The sequence below is a fragment of the Shewanella sp. SG41-4 genome (assembly GCF_014164505.1).
Taxonomy (GTDB): domain Bacteria; phylum Pseudomonadota; class Gammaproteobacteria; order Enterobacterales; family Shewanellaceae; genus Shewanella.
Window position 1 is genome coordinate 1 of the sequence record NZ_JACJFI010000050.1, and the last position, 20,423, is coordinate 20,423.

The 20,423-nt window shown below is 41.9% G+C and carries 14 protein-coding genes; 7 read left to right on the forward strand and 7 right to left on the reverse strand.

What is annotated here, in order from left to right:
• Nucleotides 1-48 precede the first annotated feature (48 nt).
• Genes H5202_RS07110 through bioB form a run of 3 tightly spaced genes read right to left on the reverse strand, consistent with a single transcriptional unit; the run spans nucleotide 49 to nucleotide 3,092 of the window.
• The gene (locus H5202_RS07110; protein ID WP_182771461.1) at nucleotides 49-813 is read right to left on the reverse strand and encodes a methyltransferase domain-containing protein; all 765 of its coding nucleotides are present in this window, start codon (nucleotides 811-813) and stop codon (nucleotides 49-51) included.
• 20 nt (nucleotides 814-833) lie between these two features.
• Nucleotides 834-2,033, reverse strand: a complete 1,200-nt coding sequence (locus tag H5202_RS07115; protein ID WP_182771462.1) for an aminotransferase class I/II-fold pyridoxal phosphate-dependent enzyme — start codon at nucleotides 2,031-2,033, stop codon at nucleotides 834-836.
• Between the two features lie 6 nt (nucleotides 2,034-2,039).
• The gene (bioB, locus tag H5202_RS07120) at nucleotides 2,040-3,092 is read right to left on the reverse strand and encodes a biotin synthase BioB (RefSeq protein ID WP_182771463.1); all 1,053 of its coding nucleotides are present in this window, start codon (nucleotides 3,090-3,092) and stop codon (nucleotides 2,040-2,042) included.
• 114 nt (nucleotides 3,093-3,206) lie between these two features.
• On the opposite strand from bioB, the gene bioA reads away from it, so the two are divergent.
• Entirely contained in the window at nucleotides 3,207-4,541 is a 1,335-nt protein-coding gene (gene bioA / locus H5202_RS07125; protein ID WP_182771472.1) for an adenosylmethionine--8-amino-7-oxononanoate transaminase, read from the forward strand.
• Between the two features lie 44 nt (nucleotides 4,542-4,585).
• Here the strand turns inward: bioA and H5202_RS07130 are convergent, their stop codons facing one another.
• On the reverse strand, nucleotides 4,586-5,479 hold the full coding sequence (locus tag H5202_RS07130; RefSeq protein WP_182771464.1) for a LysR family transcriptional regulator ArgP: 894 nt from the start codon (nucleotides 5,477-5,479) through the stop codon (nucleotides 4,586-4,588).
• Nucleotides 5,480-5,637: 158 nt separating this feature from the next.
• Between H5202_RS07130 and H5202_RS07135 the strand changes: the two genes are divergently transcribed.
• Complete coding sequence (locus H5202_RS07135; RefSeq protein WP_182771465.1) at nucleotides 5,638-6,252, forward strand: LysE/ArgO family amino acid transporter; 615 nt, start codon at nucleotides 5,638-5,640, stop codon at nucleotides 6,250-6,252.
• A gap of 292 nt (nucleotides 6,253-6,544) precedes the next feature.
• On the opposite strand, the gene H5202_RS07140 is transcribed toward H5202_RS07135, so the two are convergent.
• Nucleotides 6,545-7,084: an Lrp/AsnC family transcriptional regulator gene (locus H5202_RS07140; protein WP_182771466.1), complete on the reverse strand. Its 540-nt coding sequence runs from the start codon at nucleotides 7,082-7,084 to the stop codon at nucleotides 6,545-6,547.
• A 224-nt stretch (nucleotides 7,085-7,308) separates the two neighbouring features.
• On the opposite strand from H5202_RS07140, the gene H5202_RS07145 reads away from it, so the two are divergent.
• The 3 genes from H5202_RS07145 to H5202_RS07155 all read left to right on the forward strand — a co-directional run bounded on the left by H5202_RS07145 (nucleotide 7,309) and on the right by H5202_RS07155 (nucleotide 12,044).
• The gene (locus H5202_RS07145; protein ID WP_259397226.1) at nucleotides 7,309-9,471 is read left to right on the forward strand and encodes a TonB-dependent receptor; all 2,163 of its coding nucleotides are present in this window, start codon (nucleotides 7,309-7,311) and stop codon (nucleotides 9,469-9,471) included.
• 60 nt (nucleotides 9,472-9,531) lie between these two features.
• On the forward strand, nucleotides 9,532-10,839 hold the full coding sequence (locus H5202_RS07150; protein ID WP_182771467.1) for a cytosine permease: 1,308 nt from the start codon (nucleotides 9,532-9,534) through the stop codon (nucleotides 10,837-10,839).
• An 80-nt stretch (nucleotides 10,840-10,919) separates the two neighbouring features.
• Nucleotides 10,920-12,044, forward strand: coding sequence for a DUF917 domain-containing protein (locus H5202_RS07155; RefSeq protein WP_182771468.1), 1,125 nt, complete (start codon nucleotides 10,920-10,922; stop codon nucleotides 12,042-12,044).
• Nucleotides 12,045-12,097: 53 nt separating this feature from the next.
• Here H5202_RS07155 and H5202_RS07160 read toward each other — a convergent pair whose 3' ends face one another.
• Nucleotides 12,098-12,697, reverse strand: a complete 600-nt coding sequence (locus H5202_RS07160; RefSeq protein WP_182771469.1) for a glutathione S-transferase family protein — start codon at nucleotides 12,695-12,697, stop codon at nucleotides 12,098-12,100.
• Between the two features lie 65 nt (nucleotides 12,698-12,762).
• On the reverse strand, nucleotides 12,763-16,185 hold the full coding sequence (locus H5202_RS07165) for a hybrid sensor histidine kinase/response regulator (protein ID WP_182771470.1): 3,423 nt from the start codon (nucleotides 16,183-16,185) through the stop codon (nucleotides 12,763-12,765).
• 253 nt (nucleotides 16,186-16,438) lie between these two features.
• Between H5202_RS07165 and acs the strand changes: the two genes are divergently transcribed.
• Both acs and H5202_RS07175 read left to right on the forward strand, forming a co-directional pair.
• Nucleotides 16,439-18,391 (forward strand): acetate--CoA ligase, encoded by a 1,953-nt coding sequence (acs, locus tag H5202_RS07170; protein WP_182771471.1) that lies wholly within the window; start codon nucleotides 16,439-16,441, stop codon nucleotides 18,389-18,391.
• A gap of 217 nt (nucleotides 18,392-18,608) precedes the next feature.
• Nucleotides 18,609-20,411, forward strand: a complete 1,803-nt coding sequence (locus tag H5202_RS07175) for a DEAD/DEAH box helicase (RefSeq protein ID WP_220493794.1) — start codon at nucleotides 18,609-18,611, stop codon at nucleotides 20,409-20,411.
• Nucleotides 20,412-20,423: the final 12 nt, after the last annotated feature.

Below are 20,423 nucleotides of genomic sequence, written 5' to 3' on the forward strand. Positions count from 1 at the left end.
GTTTTTCCGCTGTCGGTCTCTGTTCCTGTCACAAAATACAACATACTGTTAGCCTCGCTTGGCGCGGATATACGCAATTTGATAAGTTAATGGTATGCCTTGATCGGTACGCAAAGTTTCTGCAAGTACGATTCGCTGCCGCCACTGTTGCTTGGTGAGTGGGTGATGTTGCCTAGCGTTATTGTCATCTTGCTGAGCAAATGATGCACCCACACCTTTTATCGAATACAACAGGCTACGTAAATCATCAAAATACACGCTAATACTCTCGACCTGTATATCAATATTCGGCCAATCATTACGGGTTGTTTGAGATGCCATAAACGCTGCTTTAAGTGCCGACACAGAATTAAATTGGTTAACTCTAAAACCTAATATTTGTAACTCAGCCAAACTGCCATCAACAACCACACTGAGATGACATTCACCATTTTGACGTAATACCCGATGAAACTCAGCAAACGCTTCGGGTAGGTTTTGGCACCATTGTAAAGCTAAATTGGAATAGATACTGTCAATGGAAGCACTTTGTAATCCAAGCGCCTGTGCATCGCTGCAAATAGGTAAGTAGTCAGGGTGTTGTTTTGTTAGTTGCTTAAGCATGCCATGCGCGATATCAACCGCAACGACCTGCTCAACGTCAATAAAGGCGTTAAAACTCGTACCGGGACCAGCGCCAACATCGAGTAAGGTGCCAAATAATGGCGCATTGTCTAATAATTGCTTAGCTGTAATACGTTGTAATACATCATGTTGCTTGTATTGAGATGCGGCGATTGAAAATTTATTTGCCACCGAATTATCTAACGTCATGAGGGTCTCATAGATACGATTTATTTAGTCACTGTTTGTGGTGCTAATGCACCTTGCATTACGTCAGAATCATTATATTGATCGATAAGCAGAGTCAAAGCATTCACCAATGCATGAATGTCATCGACTTGATGCTGTGCATTTATAGTAATTCGCAAACGCGCCTGACCTTTTGGCACGGTTGGTGAACGAATAGCGCCAACTAAAAAACCTTGTTGTTTTAATTGCTTCGCAATTGCGACAACCTGATGGTTATCACCGACCATAATCGGTTGAATTGCAGTGTTAGAAGACATAATACAAAGTCGATTTTCTAATGCGAGTTGCCTAAATAAAGCAATATTAGCCGTTAATTGTGCCAATAATTCTGGGTGCGTTTGTTGCCAATTAATTGCCGCTAATGCTAATTGTGCATTGGCTGGCGCTAAAGCAGTTGAGTAAATATACTCACGGCAAGTCGCAACTAAGTAATCAATCACCTCTTTTGAAGCTAAGATTGCAGCGCCTTGACCCCCTAGTGCTTTGCCAAAGGTGACCACTTGAATATCGACATTATCGGCATTAACAAACGAGCTTGGTAATACTCCAAAGCCATGGGCATCATCGACAATTAACCAACATCCATATTGCTTACATAAATCAGATAGTTCAGCAATGGGGGCTATGTCACCGTCCATACTGAATACACTCTCAGTGACGACTGCAGTATTGGGATTTCGTTCAATAATGCGTGCAGCGCTATTGATATCATTATGCAAAAATCGGCTAATTTTACTGCCACTTTCTTTTAAACCATCTATGACTGAGGCATGCACCAACTTATCAGCGATAACCGTGTCATCGGTATTAAACAAGGTTTTCATTAACGCGCTATTGGCACTAAAGCCTGAACTAAACAACATACAAGCTTGATGGCCGGTAATCTCACATAAACGTTGTTCCAGAGCGACATGAGCTTGGCTATACCCGCTTACCAGCGGGGATGCCCGACTACCTACACCATACACGGTTGCACCGTCGTGAAGAGCTTGTGCTAACGCAGGCTCTTGGGCTAAACCCAAATAATCATTATGACTGAAATCAATCAGTGTTGATTGTTGCGACGTTGCCGAAACATGTCGTTGGCGTAATAATCCTGCAGCCTGCAGTTCGGCAAGTTTTTCACTTATCCGCAATGTTATTGGGTGTTCCCCAATGTCAGGCTGGCCTAATGACGTCATGTTAGATTACAGCGCAGCAGCATCAAAAAACTGTTTAGTCGACTTATCTTGTATGGCACTGGCTTTGGCTAATAGTGCACTATCTGCTTCGATGTTGGCTTGAGGACCTTGCTCTGGATGCAAACCTAAACGGCGGAATAAACTCATATCATCATTTTCTTCCGGGTTTGCAGTTGTTAATAGCTTACAACCGTAGAAAATAGAGTTAGCACCCGCAAAGAAACACATTGATTGCAGTTCATCACTCATGCTTTCACGTCCTGCAGATAAACGCACCCGCGACTTAGGCATAATAATGCGCGCTACAGCAATAGTGCGCACAAACTCAAGCGGGTCAAGATCATCGATATTCTCAAACGGCGTACCAGCAACTTTGACTAACATGTTGATTGGCACTGAATCTGGGTGTTGTTCTAAATTAGCTAACTGTTGCAATAAACCTGCGCGATCAGTAGCTTTTTCGCCCATACCCACAATGCCGCCTGAGCACACTTTCATGCCCGATGCACGTACGTTTGTTAGCGTATCCAAGCGACTTTGATAAGTACGAGTGGTAATAACGTCGCCGTAATATTCAGGCGAGGTATCAAGGTTGTGGTTGTAATAATCTAAACCAGCGTCGGCTAATTTTCCGGCTTGTTCAGACGACAACATCCCTAATGTCATACAGGTTTCCATGCCTAAAGCACGGACATCTTTTACCATTTGCGTCAAATACGGCATATCTTTGTCACGCGGGTTACGCCAAGCTGCGCCCATACAAAAACGCGAAGCACCTGCCGCTTTAGCACTTTTAGCTTCGGTTAGTACTTTATCAATTTCAAGTAAACGTTCTTTTTCAAGACCCGTGTCGTAGCGTGCACTTTGTGGACAATATTTACAGTCCTCAGGGCATGCACCGGTTTTAATTGATAAAAGACGGCTGATCTGCACTTCGTTAGGGTCAAACGTTTCACGATGAATACTGTGAGCTTTAAACAATAAATCATTCATAGGCAGCGCAAACAATGCTTCAATTTGTGCTTTTTGCCAATCGTGACGAACTTCAGCTAACGACATGGATCATTCCTTTATTTTGATTTTATGTTGGCTAGGATACCCTGAGCCCGTAAACTGTCAACGCAACAACCACTTCGCGCTTTACTAGCGATTAAAAAACGAGCACCTATGATTATGGCACTTTCCGACACAAATACCACTATCGATTACACTTTCGATGCACAACATATTTGGCACCCTTACACTTCTATGACCCAGTCTCTGCCAGTATATGGAGTCGTTTCCGCTCAAGGTTGCGAGTTAACTTTAGACGATGGAAAGGTACTGATTGATGGCACCAGTTCGTGGTGGTCTTGTGTGCATGGTTATAGTCATCCGACCATTTTAGCCGCTATGCAAAAGCAGCTATCGCAACTTAGTCATGTGATGTTTGGTGGCATAACCCACCAGCCAGCGATTGAGGTGTCAAAACGCTTAGTGCAGATGACAAGTGATAACTTAACTAAGGTTTTCTTAGCAGACTCGGGCTCAATTGCAGTAGAAGTTGCTTTAAAAATGGCGCTGCAATATTGGCAAGGCCGAAACCAACCACAAAAACAGCGTATCATGACCGTAAAAAGCGGTTACCACGGTGATACGTTTGCAGCGATGAGCGTATGTGATCCTGATGGTGGAATGCATACCATGTTTGGCAACAATGTGACTAAACAAGTCTTTATCCCTGCGCCAACCTCAAAGTTTGACGAACCGTTGAATCAAACCGATACACTCGCATTAAATGCCGCATTTGCGCAACACCATCAAGATATTGCTGCGGTGATTATTGAACCCATCATGCAAGGTGCTGGCGGAATGCGTTTTTACTCACCAGCTTATTTAGTTAAACTTCGCCAACTTTGCGACCAATACGATGTGCTATTGATATTAGACGAAATAGCTACCGGATTTGGCCGTACTGGCACCCTCTTCGCTTATGAGCATGCCAATATTGAGGCCGATATTTTATGTGTAGGTAAAGCCTTAACCGGTGGATATATTAGCCTCGCAGCCACCTTATGCAGTGACGAAGTGGCCAATGGTATTAGTGATTCGCCCGCCGGTGTGTTTATGCATGGCCCTACTTTTATGGCGAATCCATTGGCATGTGCTGCAGCAACAGCCAGCTTAGACTTATTGCTTACAGGCGATTGGCAACGTCAAGTAAAAGACATTGAAACGCATTTAATACGCACCTTGCCCGCTGCCATGGCTTCAAAAGAGGTTAAAGATGTACGAGTACTTGGCAGTGTCGGCGTAATAGAAATGCACTCGCCAGTGAATACCGCAGCCTTACAAAAAGCCTTTGTTGACTTAGGTGTGTGGGTAAGGCCTTTTAGCCGCTACATCTACATCATGCCGCCTTACACTATTAGTGCTGCACAATTAACCCAATTAACCTCTGCAATGTTATCTGTTGCCGATACCATAATCCCCAGCGAAGATAATCAAACGTTGATTAGCCATGGATAATACGTTGAGTTAGTTGCAGAGCTGGTTAATATTCGTCAGTTTGCTTAATCTAATACCGCTTGAGCATGCGCAACTATGGCATCTGAAACAGCTTTATAGACACCTTTAAGTAAAATCCAATGGTGCCAGTAAAGCGTTTCAGTGATGATATGGTCTTTACATATGTGCACTAACTCACCTGTGGCTAGTTCTGGTTTAATTTGCGTTTTTGGTACTAAACAATAGGCAGCACCATGTTTAGCCATGGTCACAAAAGCATCTGATGAACGCACAGCATGTAATGGATATTCACCTTGCATCAAACCAAAATGCTGTTGAATATAACGTGTGTGCATATTGTCTTTATGATCAAACGCAATACCCGGTGCATTTTTAAGGCTGTCAGCACTAATGCCGTTAGGGAAATAATGACGACTAAACTCAGGTGACGCCACTAGCAGATAGTCGACACAGCCTAATCGAGTTAATTGACAACCTTTAATCGGTGTAGATTGCACCGAAATGGCACCAAAAGCTTGGCCATCCTTTAACCTATTAATCGTACGAGCTTCACCTTCAATCAGCAGATTTATCTCAACTAAATGTGACTTAATCACTGGGGCTATTGCCGGAATGAGCCAAGTTGCCAACGTGTCGGCATTGGTGGCGATATTCAGAGTTAACGGAGTCTGGGGCGAATGAGGCATAGCACTAGGAAGTACGTCAGCTTCTAGCTGTACCACTTGGTAATAGTGCTTTAAGAGCTGCTTACCTAAATCTGTAGTTTGAATAGGTTGGCTTCTAATCAATACTGGTTGAGCAAACTGTTGCTCTAATTGTTTAATCCGTTGCGATACTGCCGATTGCGATAAGCACAACACACCTGCTGCACGCTCAAAACTTTGTTCTTTAATCACACAGCTCAATGCTTGCAGCAATTTATAATCAAGTTTACTCATTGTTTTACCAACTCATTAAATCCCCTGAAACCATCGTAACCGGTATTTATGCCGCTTTCATTAATTTATCTTATACAGCAGAAAAATTATTAATTTAACTTATAACAAAACTATTGCTACTTTAGCAACTCATTACATTGCTTGTAACTAGGAAACTCATGGTCACTTCTGCATTATTTCAAGGACTTATTCTCGGCTTAGGAATGATTATTCCAATTGGCGCCCAAAACTCTTACATATTAAGTCAGGGAATAAAACGCAATCATCATTTTCTGGCGGCGACTATTTGCATGTTGTGCGATGTATTGTTGATTGGCCTTGGCATTTTTGGCGGAGGAAAATTAATCGCTAGTAGTGAATGGTTAATGTTATTGATAGGCTGGGGAGGCATCACTTTTTTAGTTGTTTATGCCGTTATGTCGTTCAAAAGTGTATGGAGAAATCAGTACCTAGTTGCGACACACATTGCAGCTGCCAATAGCCGTAAAAAAATTATAGGTACCACATTTGCCGTCACCTTGCTTAATCCTCATGTGTATTTAGATACCGTAATGATACTTGGTAGTGTGGGTGGCACTTTTGATGGCAATGAAAAATGGGCTTTTGCTATTGGCACCATGCTAGCCTCAATAATATGGTTTTACACCATCGCATTTGGCGCGGCAAAACTTGCACCTTGGCTAGGAACACCTCGGATACAACGTTTAATAGACGCTTTAGTGGGCGCTATTATGCTGCTTGTTGCCTATTCGCTATTGACGACATTAATTTAACAACATTAGCTACCAATATACTCATTCTAAAAACTTACCCTTCAGACTAACTACTGATCTGATGAAGCATAAAGATAGTGGAAAATATTATAAAATCAGAACCCATGTTAACTAATCAATAACTATCTAGCGCTTACAACTAAAATACTATCGAACCCGTCATTTTTACTAACAAGGCTATTGACTCGTCAATAGCCTTGTTGAAAATTCATTCAGTTAACAAAGTAAGGCCTGTTTGAGAGGCGTTTATTATCACCCTACTTTTAAGGTTGCGTATTAAGCAATAGTGATATCACGAGATAGCGGCTCGCTCTGACACCATTTCACCATCATGCTCATCATCTAACCACTTCAATTTTGACAATGGATAGCCTAAAAACCATTTTGCCCGTTCGAGCACAATACGCGTTTTAATGTGTTTTATCCGCAAATCTGTTTGATCACTTAATTCTGTGCACACTTCATTAAGTTTTTTAAGATTCGGAAAACAACTTAACGAAATATAATCCACATCGCCACTCAATTGCATGCAATCCATAATCTCTGGGATCTCGTGAATACGGCTAACAAATCGTCTTCTCGATGGCGCGCTATTATCTTCTAAAGTAAATTCTATATAAGCCAACACGTGCTCACAAAGCTGATCTAAATTAACGTCGGCATGTAAATTTCTAAAATAGCCTGCCTCTTTTAATGCTTTGACTCTTTGAAAACATGCACTAGGCGATAAGTTTACTTTTTCAGCTAATTCAATATTGGTAAGCGCACCTTCCAGGTGCAAGGTGGATAATATTTTTTTATTGTAGCTGTCAATCTTCATTTTTTTCTTCATATTGCCAACCTATCGAATTTAGTGGGTTTCCTATACTGAATCATCTGTATTTAAATTACCAAAATAACCATATTCACGCTAAATACAATAAATAATTTTCGCATTCATACCCAACTACAAAATATTATTTTGCAGGTAAAGCTGCAAAATGGCTGCAAGTCATTATTTTTAACAATCTGATTACGATTCACAATAACTAATATAACCCCAAAGAGGGAACGGTCATGAGAAAAAGTACCACTACAGTTCTTACAAAAAAATCTTTTGTGGCAGCAGCAATTTCAATGGCCTTGTGCTCTCCCTTAATGGCAGAAGAAGCCCAAGACCCAGAAAGTAACACCATCGATACTACTGGTGTTGAACGTATTTCAATTACGGCTCGAGGTCGTACTGAGACATTACAAAACGTTCCAGACTCAGTCACCGCGTTTAGTGCCGATATGATTGAAAACCAGCGCATCACCAGTTTTCGCGATGTTGCCGACATGACCCCAAACCTAAGCCAACTGGATAACTTTCGCCCAGGTTTAGCGCGCATTACTATCCGCGGACTTATAACTCCACAAGTTGGCGATGCCCCACTCGCGTTTGTGGTCGATGGTGTCACCGCACCAGATTTAGAATTCATCAACCAAGATTTGGTCGACATTGAACGTATTGAAGTCATGCGCGGTGCCCAAGGCGCCCTGTACGGCAAAGGTGCTGTTGGCGGCGCGGTCATTGTTACCACCAAAAAGCCTACTGAAGATATTGAAGGTTCGGTAAAAGGCTCTATTGGTAATGGCAATACTTATAAACTTAGTGGCGTTGTATCAGGTTCGCTTAACGAGTCAAACAGCGCATTTTTTCGGGTTGGCGGTTACACCAAAAATACCGATGGTTTAATCGATAACGTTTTTTTAAATGACCAAGCAGATTATTTATCCGAAAAATCTGTGTTTGCACAACTTGAATTTGATTTATTTGAAGAAACCAGTTTAAACCTTCGTGGACGTTACACCACCAGTGACGCTGGATTTGCTTATTATCAAAATGTGTCAGAAGACACTATCGAAGACTTTAATCTACCTACCTCAAACAATATATATAACAACAACCAACGTGATGTTTACGAATTAAGCGCTAAGTTGAGCCAAGATTACGACCTCGGTACCTTTGATTTTATTACGGCCTACAGCAATTCCACTAACGAGCATTTTTACGATGGTGACTACTCTGCTGATGCTACTTTTATTGATGAAGATGGTTTTTTCCGAGCTCCATTTGCTACTGAAGGTTTGTTTGATGTTGAATCCTTCACGCTAGAATCGCGTTTTACCTCTCGCAGTGACCAAGCGCTTCGATGGGCTGTATCGGCATTTTATCAAGATAAAAAACGTGATAATACCATTAACTTTTTTGATGATTTCGCCGGTGACACCCCAGAATCTCGATCAGATTTTACCAACGACAGCATCTATTTTGTTATCGCTGATAAAAATACTAGCAACGCTTGGGCATTAGCAGGACAAACAAACTACGACGTCACCGATAAACTTGAACTGACTACCGCATTACGTTTCGATGAAGACAAACGCGAATCTTATGACCCAAATGCGCCTGACGCCACATTTGCAGAGCAAACCTTCAGTCAATGGCAGCCTAAAGCGACGCTTGCTTATCAAATGACCGAAGATTTACTGATGTTTGCCGGTTATTCAAAAGGCTTTAGAAGTGGTGGGTTTAATGAGCCAGCTGAAGGCATCGATCGAAACTTTAAAAAAGAAGTATCAGACAGCTATGAAGTAGGGTTTAAAACATCTTTGTTTGACAATCACCTAACCTTAAATGGCGCCGCGTTTTGGATTGATCAAACTGATGCGCAAATCACGCAATTTAATGTTGATACTTTCACCCTAGAAAACCTCTCGATTGATAACGTGGTGACTAAAGGGCTTGAATTAGAAGCAGATTTAGCACTGATGGAAGATTTAGATGTCCGTTTTAGTGTGGGTATCATCGATTCTGAAATCAAAGAATTTGCTCGTCAACCTAGTTTAGAAGGTAAACCTCAATTCTTCGTGTCTGACTATAATTATGGCCTTTCAGTCAATCATAGTTATGAATTGAGTGGTAATTGGACCTTGATGTCCCGTGCCGATATTCAAGTTGTGGGTCCGCAGTCATTCTCTATCGATATTCCTGATATACGCTCGTCAGCATCAACGACCTTGAACCTTGGTTTAGGGGTTAAATCTCAAGACTGGACAGTACAAGTTTATGTCGATAACGCGACAGATGAGCGCACTATTGAAGACTTATTTTTATTTGGTGATGGTGTAACCGATCTTGCGCGTCAACCTAATAAACCGCGTAGCTTTGGTATTGAAGCGATTTACAACTTCTAACCATTCGCACATTGTGTTGTATGGCTCCAACATTGGAGCCTTAATTTATTAGGGACAAGCATGCCAGATCACACATCTCTTGATGGTTTACTCGAAGATTATGCGACAACACCGGTTCCAGAGAGCAAAACCCACAATGGCTGGAGCATTGGCATGGTCAATGGCGGACTGGCTTTTGCAGTACCGGGGTTAATTACCGGCTTAGAAATTGGTTCCGCATTAGGACTAGAGCAAAGTATTTATGCCTTTTTACTGGGCGGACTCATATTGTCCATACTCGGCACCATCACAGGTATCGTCGGAATGAAAAACCGACTCAGCTCCTGTATGACGATGAAATTTGTATTCGGTTTACAAGGTGCAAATATTGTCAGTCTTGCATTTGTGATATCACTACTAGGCTGGTATGGCGTCAATATCAATTTATTTAGCGATGTCACTGAGCAGCTATTATTACAGCTATTTCAAGCCTCCCCGTCGATTTGGGTCATTGATGTGGTATCAAGCTTCTTTATTACCATTACCACCATCTGGGGCTTTAAAATTATTGAGCGAGTATCGAGCTTATTTGTTCCTATCCTGTTTATGTTAGTGGCTTATATGCTGTACAAAAGTATTGGATTTGTTACTGATCCTTCTGACGTTGCCGCAGAATTTACTGCCAGTAGCTTCACTTTTGGTGAAGCAGTATCTGCCGTGGTTGGTAGCTTTATTGTGAGTGTAGTATTGATGCCAGACTTTAGCCGCTTTGCCGCCAAGCCAAAAGATGCCGCCATCGCTTCCTTCCTGCCCTTTTTAGGGATCAGTAATTTTGTCTATATTGCCGCCGCTATGGCCGGCCTTGCGGTCAAAAACTCAGATGTATTAGCGGTCATGCTGACGCTAGGTTTAGGCGTTAGCGCTTTTCTACTATTGATAGCATCGAGTTGGGTCACTAATGTGGTTAATTTATACAGTGCCGCACTGGGGTTTAATGCCATAAAGCCAACTTGGCATGAATGGAAAATCATTATTGGTTGCGGAATATTAGGCGCGTTTATGGCCTCACTCAATTTGCTCGACAGCTTTACCCATTTTATTTTTAGCTTGTCGATTATTTTCAGTCCTGTTGCGTCTATTTACACTGTCGATTTTTTCATTATACGTCGTCAGAGACGCTACAACATCAGTGAGCTCCCACAGGTTAATGCATTCAACATTCCCGCTATTATTGCTTGGGGGTGTGGTATCAGTGCCTCTTTGATGGCTAATCAAGGTTGGTTTACCTTAACGAGCATCGAAGTGTGCGATGCCATGTTAGTCACAGTACCAGTGTATTTCCTAGCTCATAAATGGGCAATGAGATCGAATACGCCCATAAGCCAATAATCGGCATAACCATACATTTAACGACTTTTTTAACCTGCCCGTATTCACCCAATCGGGCGGGTCAGCCTCAAGAGAACAATATGAAACTATTAAACCGAACTGAACTTGCAGATATTTTACATGGCTGTGTCATTTTAGGCACTGGGGGCGGCGGTGAGATTGATGAAGGATTTAAGTATATCGATAGTGCACTCGCAGCAGGTAAAACATTTAAATTAGTCAGTGTCGACGATGTGCCTGCAGGCAAAAAAATCTGCACACCTTACATGCTAGGGGCATTATCACCAATGTCGGCGGAAGAGGAAGCTGTTTATGACAGATTACCTAAAAGCAATCAATCTTCAATGATGACCGCCTTTAAGCGCCTTGAGCAATATACTGGGGATACATTTTACGGCACTATTTGTTGTGAACTAGGTGGCTCAAATACCGCGATTTCATTCTATGTGGCTGCGATGGCTGATGGCTACATTATTGATGCTGATGTCGCAGGCCGTGCTGTACCTGAAATTACTCATTCAACTTATTACTTCAATAATATCCCTGCTGCACCGATTGTCACGGCTAATGAATTTGGTGAGTGTTTTATTTGTGAAAACATCATCGATGACTTACGCGCTGAAACCGTGGTGAGAGCGTTATCGGTTATCAGTCGTAATGATATAGCAGCCATAGACCATGCAATGCCGATTGAACAGGTAAAAGACGCTGTCATTAAAGGTACCATTTCACAATCACTTGCTATAGGTAAAGCCTATCGAGAAGCTAAAGAACAAGGTATTGATATTGCCCAGGCCATTGCCAGTCATGGCGGCGGTTATGTTGGATTTAGAGGTAAGGTTAGCGAGTTTAACTTCCGTGCTCAGCAAGGGTTTACCTTAGGCGAAGTGTTGATTAATGGCACGGGTGAGTATGTAGATAATCAATATCATATCGAAATTAAGAATGAAAACCTTGTTGGCAGGTTGAATGGTCAAGTTGATGTCACCATTCCAGACTTGATTTGTATTCTCGACATGGACAACCAAAAAGCCATTACTAACCCTAATCACACTGTGGGCATGAATGTTGCTGTGGTGATATTACCTGCGCCAAAAGAATTTATGACTGAACGCGGATTACAAGCTTTTGGACCTGCTTATGTTGGGTTAACCAGTGCATTTGAACCGGCAATACCACGATACTTAGCTGCTAACAAACTGTAAAAAATGGTCATTGAGCATTCTTCTAGGATACTCAATGACATACGTGTACATTCCTACCCCAACATGGAAATAAAGCCAGGTTGTTGAGTCACTCTTTCAAGCCATTGGCGAATATATGGATAGTGATTCAACTCAAAGCCACCTTGATGAGCTACATGGGTATACGCAAACAAAGCAATGTCCGCCAAGGTAAGCTGCGAACCACACAGAAAGAGTTGCTTAGCAAGTTCAGCCTCCATAGCCGCAAGCGCTTTATGGCCTTTAACGTGCAGTGAGTGATATTCAACTAAACGATCATCAGGCAACCCTAAGTACAACTGAATAAAGCGTGCTACCGCAATATAGGGCTCGTGACTATATTGTTCAAAAAACATCCACTGATACATTTTAGCTTTACTAAAGACATCAGTTGGGATCAATTCAGAGCCCTCTGCAAGATACCCCATAATGGCATTCGACTCAGTTAACACTCTGCCATCATCGAGCTCTATTAACGGTATCTTACCCTGCTGATTTTTAGCCAAAAATGATGGTGTCTGCGTTTCACCTTTAGTGATACTCATTTCTTGCCATAGATGCTCAACACCTAACAGATTCAACACCAACTGCACTTTATAACAATTACCCGACATGCTGTCGCCATACGCAATCATAATACCCTCATTTGTGCTGTCTAAATGTAATGTCTAATTTGAAAATGCAGAGAAAAATCGACAAGTTACTTTTTCACAAGGCTAGAAATTAATGCACGCAATGCGGCAGGTTTAACCATCTTAGCCATATAGTGATAGCCCTGTCTTTCGACATCATCAACCAAATCTTTATTGGTATTGGCAGTGATTAATATCCCCGGTAAATGCTCACCATAACGGCTGCGAATGCCATTCATAGCATCAATACCATTTTGATCATCATCTAAGTGGTAATCCGCTAACATGATGTCTGGAGCAACCCCTTTAAGCCCTAACTTAATTCGAGCATCGGCAAGGTCTTTGGCACAAATAACTTCGCATTGCCAACGACTTAACAAAGACTCTAGTCCCGCAAGAATGGCCTCTTCATTATCGATGCACAGTACTTTAATTCCAGCTAAAGGCTGCAATAATGCAGGTAATGGTTTAATGCTTATTTGACTGACCGTTTCGCCTAATGGCACGAATATAGAGAATAGAGAACCATGACCTAAAGTTGAACTTACATGAATTTGATGATCAAGTACTTTACTAATCCGATCGGCAATCGCTAATCCTAACCCTAAACCACTGACATTACGGCTACTGGGATGATTAAGACGTTTAAACTCTTTAAAAATTTCTTGTATATCAAACTCATTAATCCCGCAGCCAGTATCGAGTACTTGGATCTCAACAAAATCACCTCGATGACGGCAGCCGAATAATACTTTTCCACCTCGAGCATAACGATAGGCATTGGTTAAAAAGTTCTGCAAGATACGTCTTAATAATGAAGGGTCTGAGTTTACCGTCGCGGTAGAGGGCACCATCGAAAAAGAAATTTGGCTGTCACTTGCCATTGCATCAAATTCGACCGATAAACCATTAATAACTTCAGCGATAGCAAAATCACGGCGGTTAACCTCTACCATGCCAGAGTCTAGCTTAGAAATATCGAGTAAATCGGTAAGTAACTCTCCCGCTATTTTCAACGAACTATTCACATGAGTTAACGTGGTGCGGGCTTCTAAATCTAGATTAGGATATTGTGATAACGAGGCCGTAAATAATCTTGCTGCATTTAATGGTTGCATTAAATCGTGACCGACAGCGGCTAAAAATCGTGTTTTAGACGCATTAGCGAGCTCTTCTTGCGCTTTAGCTTCAAGTAATTCACTGTTTAACATCGCCAATTCATAGGTTCGTTCTTGCACGCGACTTTCTAGCGTTTCATTGGCTTCTAGTAACGCCTTCTCTTGCAAACGATATTGGGTAATATCGGTGAATGTCATCACAAAGCCGCCATCAGGCATTGGATTCCCTTGAATCTTAATGACTTTACCATCTTGGCGTTCGCGCTCAGAGGTGTGCGGTGTGCCATTACGCATATGCTGTACTCGTACAGCGACCTGGTTTTCAATGTCTCCTGCCCCACAGAAACCGCGCAATGCATTAAATCGCACTACATCAGCAATAGGCATTCCTTGAACTAAAAAGCTTTCAGGGTATTGATACAATTCAACATAGCGATAATTCCAGGCAACTAAATTAAGGTCTTTATCGACCACACTCATGCCTTCATAAGCGTGTTCAATGGCGCCGCGCAACATATCCTGACTTAGAATGATTTTAGAGGATGCTTCGTCAACGAGACTGAATACTTCATCGAGCGCCAAATCGCGGCCTTGCAGGACAGAGTCCATCACTAATGACGCACTTGATGCACCTAAAACCCCCGACAACATGTGTTCAGTGTGGGCAATTAATTCTTCTGGGGCAGCTTTGTACCAACTGTCACTTTTTACTGCATCGGCTGAAAAGCGACTAAAGCTCTCATAAGCACGAGTAGGACTCACAAATCGGCTAGCCAAAATTAACAAATCTTGTTGCGAAATAGGCCCTTGACGTTTTTTTGAATCTTTCTTAGATGACCAAGGTTTTACAAAGTTACTCGCTTGAATACGCTCAGCAACACCTGCTCTAAACCAAAGGGAACCCAGGACATAGAAAAATATATTCGCTAACAAAGCAATCAAAGTATCACTAATATTTGGGGTTATCGAATTGAGTAAGCCAGACTCACTGCCCATCAAATGAGCTTCGCCGGCACCTTGAAGTAGAATAAAACACCACAGGCTAAAACCAACAGCAAGACCAAGGTATACCCCAGCTCTATTACCGTGCTTCCAATATAATCCGCCGACTAATGCGGGTGCTAGTTGAGAAAATGCACCAAAAGACATCATCCCCAAATGTGAAAGTGAATCACTGTCAGTAAACAGTAAATAACTCAAGTAGCCAAAACCTAAGATAACCACAATAGATAAACGGCGTACATTTAACAATAATTGAGAAAATTGGCTAAAGTTCTTTTCTCTTATTTGCCCTGTTCGCAGCAAAAACGGCACCAACCACTCATTACTGACCATCACACTGATGGTCACCACGGCCACAATCACCATCCCAGTTGCTGCAGATAAACTACCTAACAAGGCAACAACCGCTAATATTGGTTGGTCTAGTGCCAAAGGCAAATTAATAACATAGGTATCAGCAGATACCGAATCACCCAGAATAATTTTGCCAGCTAATGCCAATGGCGCGACAAACAAGCCAAATAAGGCTAAATAAATTGGAAATATCCAACGTGATTTTTTTAAAATATGCTCGCCACCACACTCGACCACCATCACATGGAACTGCCTTGGCATACACAAAAAAGCGGCCATACCAACAAATAGTTCAGGGAGAAACGACTCTAAACGTATATGACTGTTTTCGATTAATGCTTTATCCGATGCCTGCTGCCAAATATCACCAAAACCATCAAAAACACCAAAACTAATCACCACGCCGACTGAGATAAATGCCGCAAGTTTAACTAATGATTCAAACGCAATCGCGACCATCATTCCAGGATTATGTTCAGTAGCGTCTAATTTACGAGTACCAAATAAAATGGCGAAAATGGCCAGTAACATAATGATCAATAAAGGTACTGCCACTGGACTTAGGGGGTTATCGTCAGGTTGGAATAAATTAAGACTAAACACCATTGCTTTAAGCTGTAGCGCGATATAAGGCATGATGCCAAACAATGCAATAAGCGTAACTAAAGCCGCCAATAATTGTGACTTTCCATAACGAGCAGCAATAAAGTCTGCTACTGAAGTAATGTTTTGTGCTTTAGACACTACAACCATTTTTCGTAACATGCCAAACCCAAGCGTGAACACTAATATTGGGCCGACAAAAATAGGTAAAAAAGACCATAAATCATTAGCAGACTGACCGACTGTGCCTAAGAAGCTCCATGATGAGCAATACACCGCTAAACTGAGGCCGTAAATCCACACTTGAGCTTTTTGGTTTATTTTACTAAACCAGCGCTCCGCGCCCCATGCTAAAATAAACAGCAATGACACATAACACACCGCAATCACGGCAACGATTAAGGTTAAGTTCATGAAACGTCCGATATCACTTTATAATTAAAAATCAGTTTTATTTTCATCTAAAACATCATGCATTGAACACAAAACAACCTACATAAGAGAATTGACATAAATAATCAACCAATTCTGCAGTAACTATTACCATGTTAACACGTGCAACCAACTAAATATTAAGGGTATTTTAAAACTAGACCAAGGTCTAATAGTGCAAACAGCCCGTTGCAGATGATACTTTAACCACGCCATTTTTAGAAAGGGAAGCCCCATGACCCCGCAGTCTCTTTACAAAGTTCCTAGTGACATTGCAGAAAACGCACTGGTTAATAACGATCAATATAAGAAAATGTACCAGGAGTCCATTATTAATCCAGAAGGTTTCTGGAGAGAACACGGCAAACGTATTGATTGGATTAAACCTTATACCAAAATTAAGAAAACGTCTTTTGATGATCATAATCTTTCGATTAATTGGTTTTATGATGGCACGCTCAATGCCTCAGCCAATTGTTTAGATCGTCACCTGGAAGAACACGGCGATAAGCTTGCCATTATTTGGGAAGGTGATGACGCCAACGAACAACGCAAATTGACTTATGCAGAACTGCATACCCAAGTGTGTAAGTTTGCCAATGCGCTTCGTAGCCAAGGGGTGAACAAGGGCGATATCGTCACTATATACATGCCTATGGTGCCTGAAGCTGCTGTCGCCATGCTAGCTTGTGCTCGCATTGGTGCTGTTCATTCTGTGGTATTTGGTGGCTTCTCACCAGACTCGATAGCGGCAAGAGTAATTGATGGTAAATCAAAAGTCTTAATTACCGCCGACGAAGGTGTTCGTGGTGGTCGTAAAATCCCTTTAAAACGCAGTGTTGATGAAGCCATTTCAAATCCTGATGTTACTTGCGTTGAAAAAGTCATTGTATTAAAGCGCACAGGTGGTGACATAGATTGGGTTGAAGGCCGAGATGTTTGGTGGCATTCACTCATGGAAGTTGCCTCAGAATTTTGCCCTGCAGCAGAGATGAACGCAGAAGACCCACTATTTTTGCTTTATACCTCAGGCTCTACAGGTAATCCGAAAGGTGTGTTGCATACTACCGGTGGTTATATGGTATATGCCTCAATGACACATGAATACGTGTTTGACTATAAAGCTGACGAAGTATATTGGTGTACCGCCGACGTAGGTTGGATTACAGGCCATTCCTATATGGTATATGGGCCTTTGGCTAATGCCGCCACGGTATTAATTCATGAAGGTGTACCTAATCACCCTACTCCAGCTCGATTAGGTGAAATGATTGATCGACATAACGTCAATATCCTGTATACCGCACCAACCTTAATTCGTGCATTAATGGCTGAAGGTAAAGAACAGTTTAGCAGCTATAAAGGTGATTCATTGCGTATTATGGGTTCAGTAGGTGAGCCGATAAACCCTGAGGCTTGGCGTTGGTACCATGAGGTGATCGGTCATGAAAACTGCCCTATCGTCGATACTTGGTGGCAAACTGAAACCGGCGGCATTCTGATAAGTCCATTACCTGGTGCAACTGATACAAAACCAGGCTCTGCAACTCGACCATTTTTTGGTGTCCAACCAGCACTGGTTGATAACATGGGTGATATTGTCGAAGGTACTGGTGAAGGTAACTTAGTTATCCTTGATTCGTGGCCTGGTCAAATGCGAACAGTTTACGGTGACCACGATAGATTTGCGCTGACGTATTTTAAAACATTCCGCGGTATGTATTTTACTGGTGATGGTGCCCGTCGTGATGAAGATGGCTATTATTGGATTACAGGCCGTGTCGATGACGTTATCAACGTTTCTGGGCATCGTTTGGGTACAGCAGAAGTTGAAAGCGCTTTAGTGTCACATGAGCTTGTTGCTGAAGCTGCCGTTGTGGGTTATCCACATGACATTAAAGGTCAAGGCATTTATGCATACGTCACTCTAACCCGTGGCATTGAGCCAACAGAAGAGTTACGCCAAGAACTTCGTCAATGGGTTCGTAAAGAAATTGGCGCGCTTGCTACACCGGATCTTATCCAATGGGCAAGTGGTTTACCTAAAACGCGTTCAGGCAAAATTATGCGCCGATTCCTACGTAAGATTGCGGCTAATGAAGTAACCAACTTAGGTGATTCTTCTACTCTGGCAGATCCTGCGGTAATTGATACGTTGATTGAGTCTCGCTTAAACAAAACTGAGTAATGAAAATCAACTTGTGATGTTCTATCCACCCTGAGAAATCCTGACCAATTTCTCTTTTCGCCCCTCAATTGAGGGGCTTTTTTTATCAATTGATTAATCTACACCAACAGATACCAAAAGAAGCGCTTACACCGAAAAATACAACCCGAGTGTATTCATCATCTTTAGCCATGAGAAATTGATTTACCCAACCCAACTAAAACATCATGGTTTATCAATGATTGCCTATGTTAAGCTTTATATAAATCAGAATAACGTTAGCGATAAAGTGAAACTCTCATCTCCTAACCCTGTAAATATCATCTTACGTGACTATCAACAGCAATCAGTCGACGCGGCTATCGCCCATTTTAAGCAAAGCCAACAATCGGCGGTATTAGTGCTACCTACTGGTGCGGGTAAAAGTATTTTGATTGCCGAATTGGCACGTATTGCTAATGGTAATGTACTGGTGTTAACCCACGTAAAGGAATTAGTCGCTCAAAATGCCGAAAAAGTAGGTTTGCTCACCGAAGAGGCAAATATCTATTCAGCTGGATTAAATCAAAAAAAGGCAAATGGTAAAACGGTGGTAGCCAGTGTCCAATCAGCCGCTCGAGCACTAGAAAAATTCACTCAAGCATTTTCATTAGTGATCATTGATGAATGCCATAGAGTCAGTAATGAGCCTACCAGTCAATACCAACAACTGCTCACGCACCTAAAAGCACGTAACCCTAACATTAAACTGCTTGGGCTAACCGCCACGCCTTATCGTTTGGGTTTAGGCTGGATTTACCGGATTCATTATCATGGAAAAGTTGGTAATACTGATACCCCAGTGTTCGAGAAATGCATTTTCGAACTACCTATGCGGCCTTTGATCAAGAAAGGTTACTTAACCAAACCGACAATTTTTGACGGGCTGAGTGCGCAGTATGATTTTAGTGAACTCGTTGCACATGACAGTGGTGAATATCCACAAATAGAAGTCGACTCATTACTGCATCATCAAGGGCGAGCAACCACAGCAATTATCAAACAAGTAAAACAACTTGCCGAACTCCGAAAAGGTGTATTGATTTTTGCTGCAACGGTCAGGCATGCCAATGAAGTCATGACTCTTTTAGACAACGATGCGGCCTTAATTACCGCTCAAACACCGCATAACGAACGTGATGACATCATTCATCGCTTTAAAACCCAACAACTCAAATACATTGTTAACGTTGCCGTATTAACCACAGGCTTCGATGCACCTCATGTCGACCTTATCGCAATTTTGCGTCCCACCGCATCTGTGAGCCTGTTCCAACAGATGATTGGCAGAGGGTTACGTTTAGCTCCCAATAAAGCAGATTGTTTAGTGATTGATTATGCGGCTAATGGTTATGACTTATTTTACCCAGAAGTTGGTCAAGCCAAACCCAATAGCAAATCAGTACCAGTACAAGTGCATTGCCCTGTATGCCGATTTGCTAATACCTTCTGGGGTCTCGTGGATGGTGATGGTGATATTATCGAACATTATGGCAGACGCTGCCAGGGATTGCTCGATGAGCATCAACAGTGTGATTTTAGATTTAGATCAAAATCATGCCCTGACTGTGGAGCGGAAAATGATATTGCGGCACGTATTTGTCATAGCTGCCAATCAACTTTAATTGATCCCGATAAACGCCTAAAACAAGTGCTTAATGCTCAGCATCATCATTTATTTAAATGCGAACAAATGCTGTTGCACGATCAAGACAATAAATTAATTATTCAATATATTGATATTGAAGGTAATGATTTTAAGCAAACATTTAGCTTCTCGACACCAGCACAACGAAAGGCTTTTTATGCAGTATTTGTGCTGAGTCATACCCGCACGCCAGGTATGATCCATCCTCAATATAATAAAGTAACTGATGTATTGGCGGATCAAATTCGATTCAGAAAACCAGATTTGTTATTACTGAAACAAAACAAACGTCGCTGGGATTTAGTCGATTCATTTTTTGACTATCAAGGCAAATATAAAATCGATATGAGTTAAAACAAAATTAAT

What these genes read in the sequence shown, in the direction of transcription:
- H5202_RS07110 (WP_182771461.1), bottom strand. Translation starts at nt 813, where the DNA reads ATGACGTTAGATAATTCGGTGGCAAATAAATTTTCAATCGCCGCATCT.
- H5202_RS07115 (WP_182771462.1), bottom strand. Translation starts at nt 2,033, where the DNA reads ATGACGTCATTAGGCCAGCCTGACATTGGGGAACACCCAATAACATTG.
- bioB (WP_182771463.1), bottom strand. Translation starts at nt 3,092, where the DNA reads ATGTCGTTAGCTGAAGTTCGTCACGATTGGCAAAAAGCACAAATTGAA.
- bioA (WP_182771472.1), top strand. Translation starts at nt 3,207, where the DNA reads ATGGCACTTTCCGACACAAATACCACTATCGATTACACTTTCGATGCA.
- H5202_RS07130 (WP_182771464.1), bottom strand. Translation starts at nt 5,479, where the DNA reads ATGAGTAAACTTGATTATAAATTGCTGCAAGCATTGAGCTGTGTGATT.
- H5202_RS07135 (WP_182771465.1), top strand. Translation starts at nt 5,638, where the DNA reads ATGGTCACTTCTGCATTATTTCAAGGACTTATTCTCGGCTTAGGAATG.
- H5202_RS07140 (WP_182771466.1), bottom strand. Translation starts at nt 7,084, where the DNA reads ATGAAGAAAAAAATGAAGATTGACAGCTACAATAAAAAAATATTATCC.
- H5202_RS07145 (WP_259397226.1), top strand. Translation starts at nt 7,309, where the DNA reads ATGAGAAAAAGTACCACTACAGTTCTTACAAAAAAATCTTTTGTGGCA.
- H5202_RS07150 (WP_182771467.1), top strand. Translation starts at nt 9,532, where the DNA reads ATGCCAGATCACACATCTCTTGATGGTTTACTCGAAGATTATGCGACA.
- H5202_RS07155 (WP_182771468.1), top strand. Translation starts at nt 10,920, where the DNA reads ATGAAACTATTAAACCGAACTGAACTTGCAGATATTTTACATGGCTGT.
- H5202_RS07160 (WP_182771469.1), bottom strand. Translation starts at nt 12,697, where the DNA reads ATGATTGCGTATGGCGACAGCATGTCGGGTAATTGTTATAAAGTGCAG.
- H5202_RS07165 (WP_182771470.1), bottom strand. Translation starts at nt 16,185, where the DNA reads ATGAACTTAACCTTAATCGTTGCCGTGATTGCGGTGTGTTATGTGTCA.
- acs (WP_182771471.1), top strand. Translation starts at nt 16,439, where the DNA reads ATGACCCCGCAGTCTCTTTACAAAGTTCCTAGTGACATTGCAGAAAAC.
- H5202_RS07175 (WP_220493794.1), top strand. Translation starts at nt 18,609, where the DNA reads ATGATTGCCTATGTTAAGCTTTATATAAATCAGAATAACGTTAGCGAT.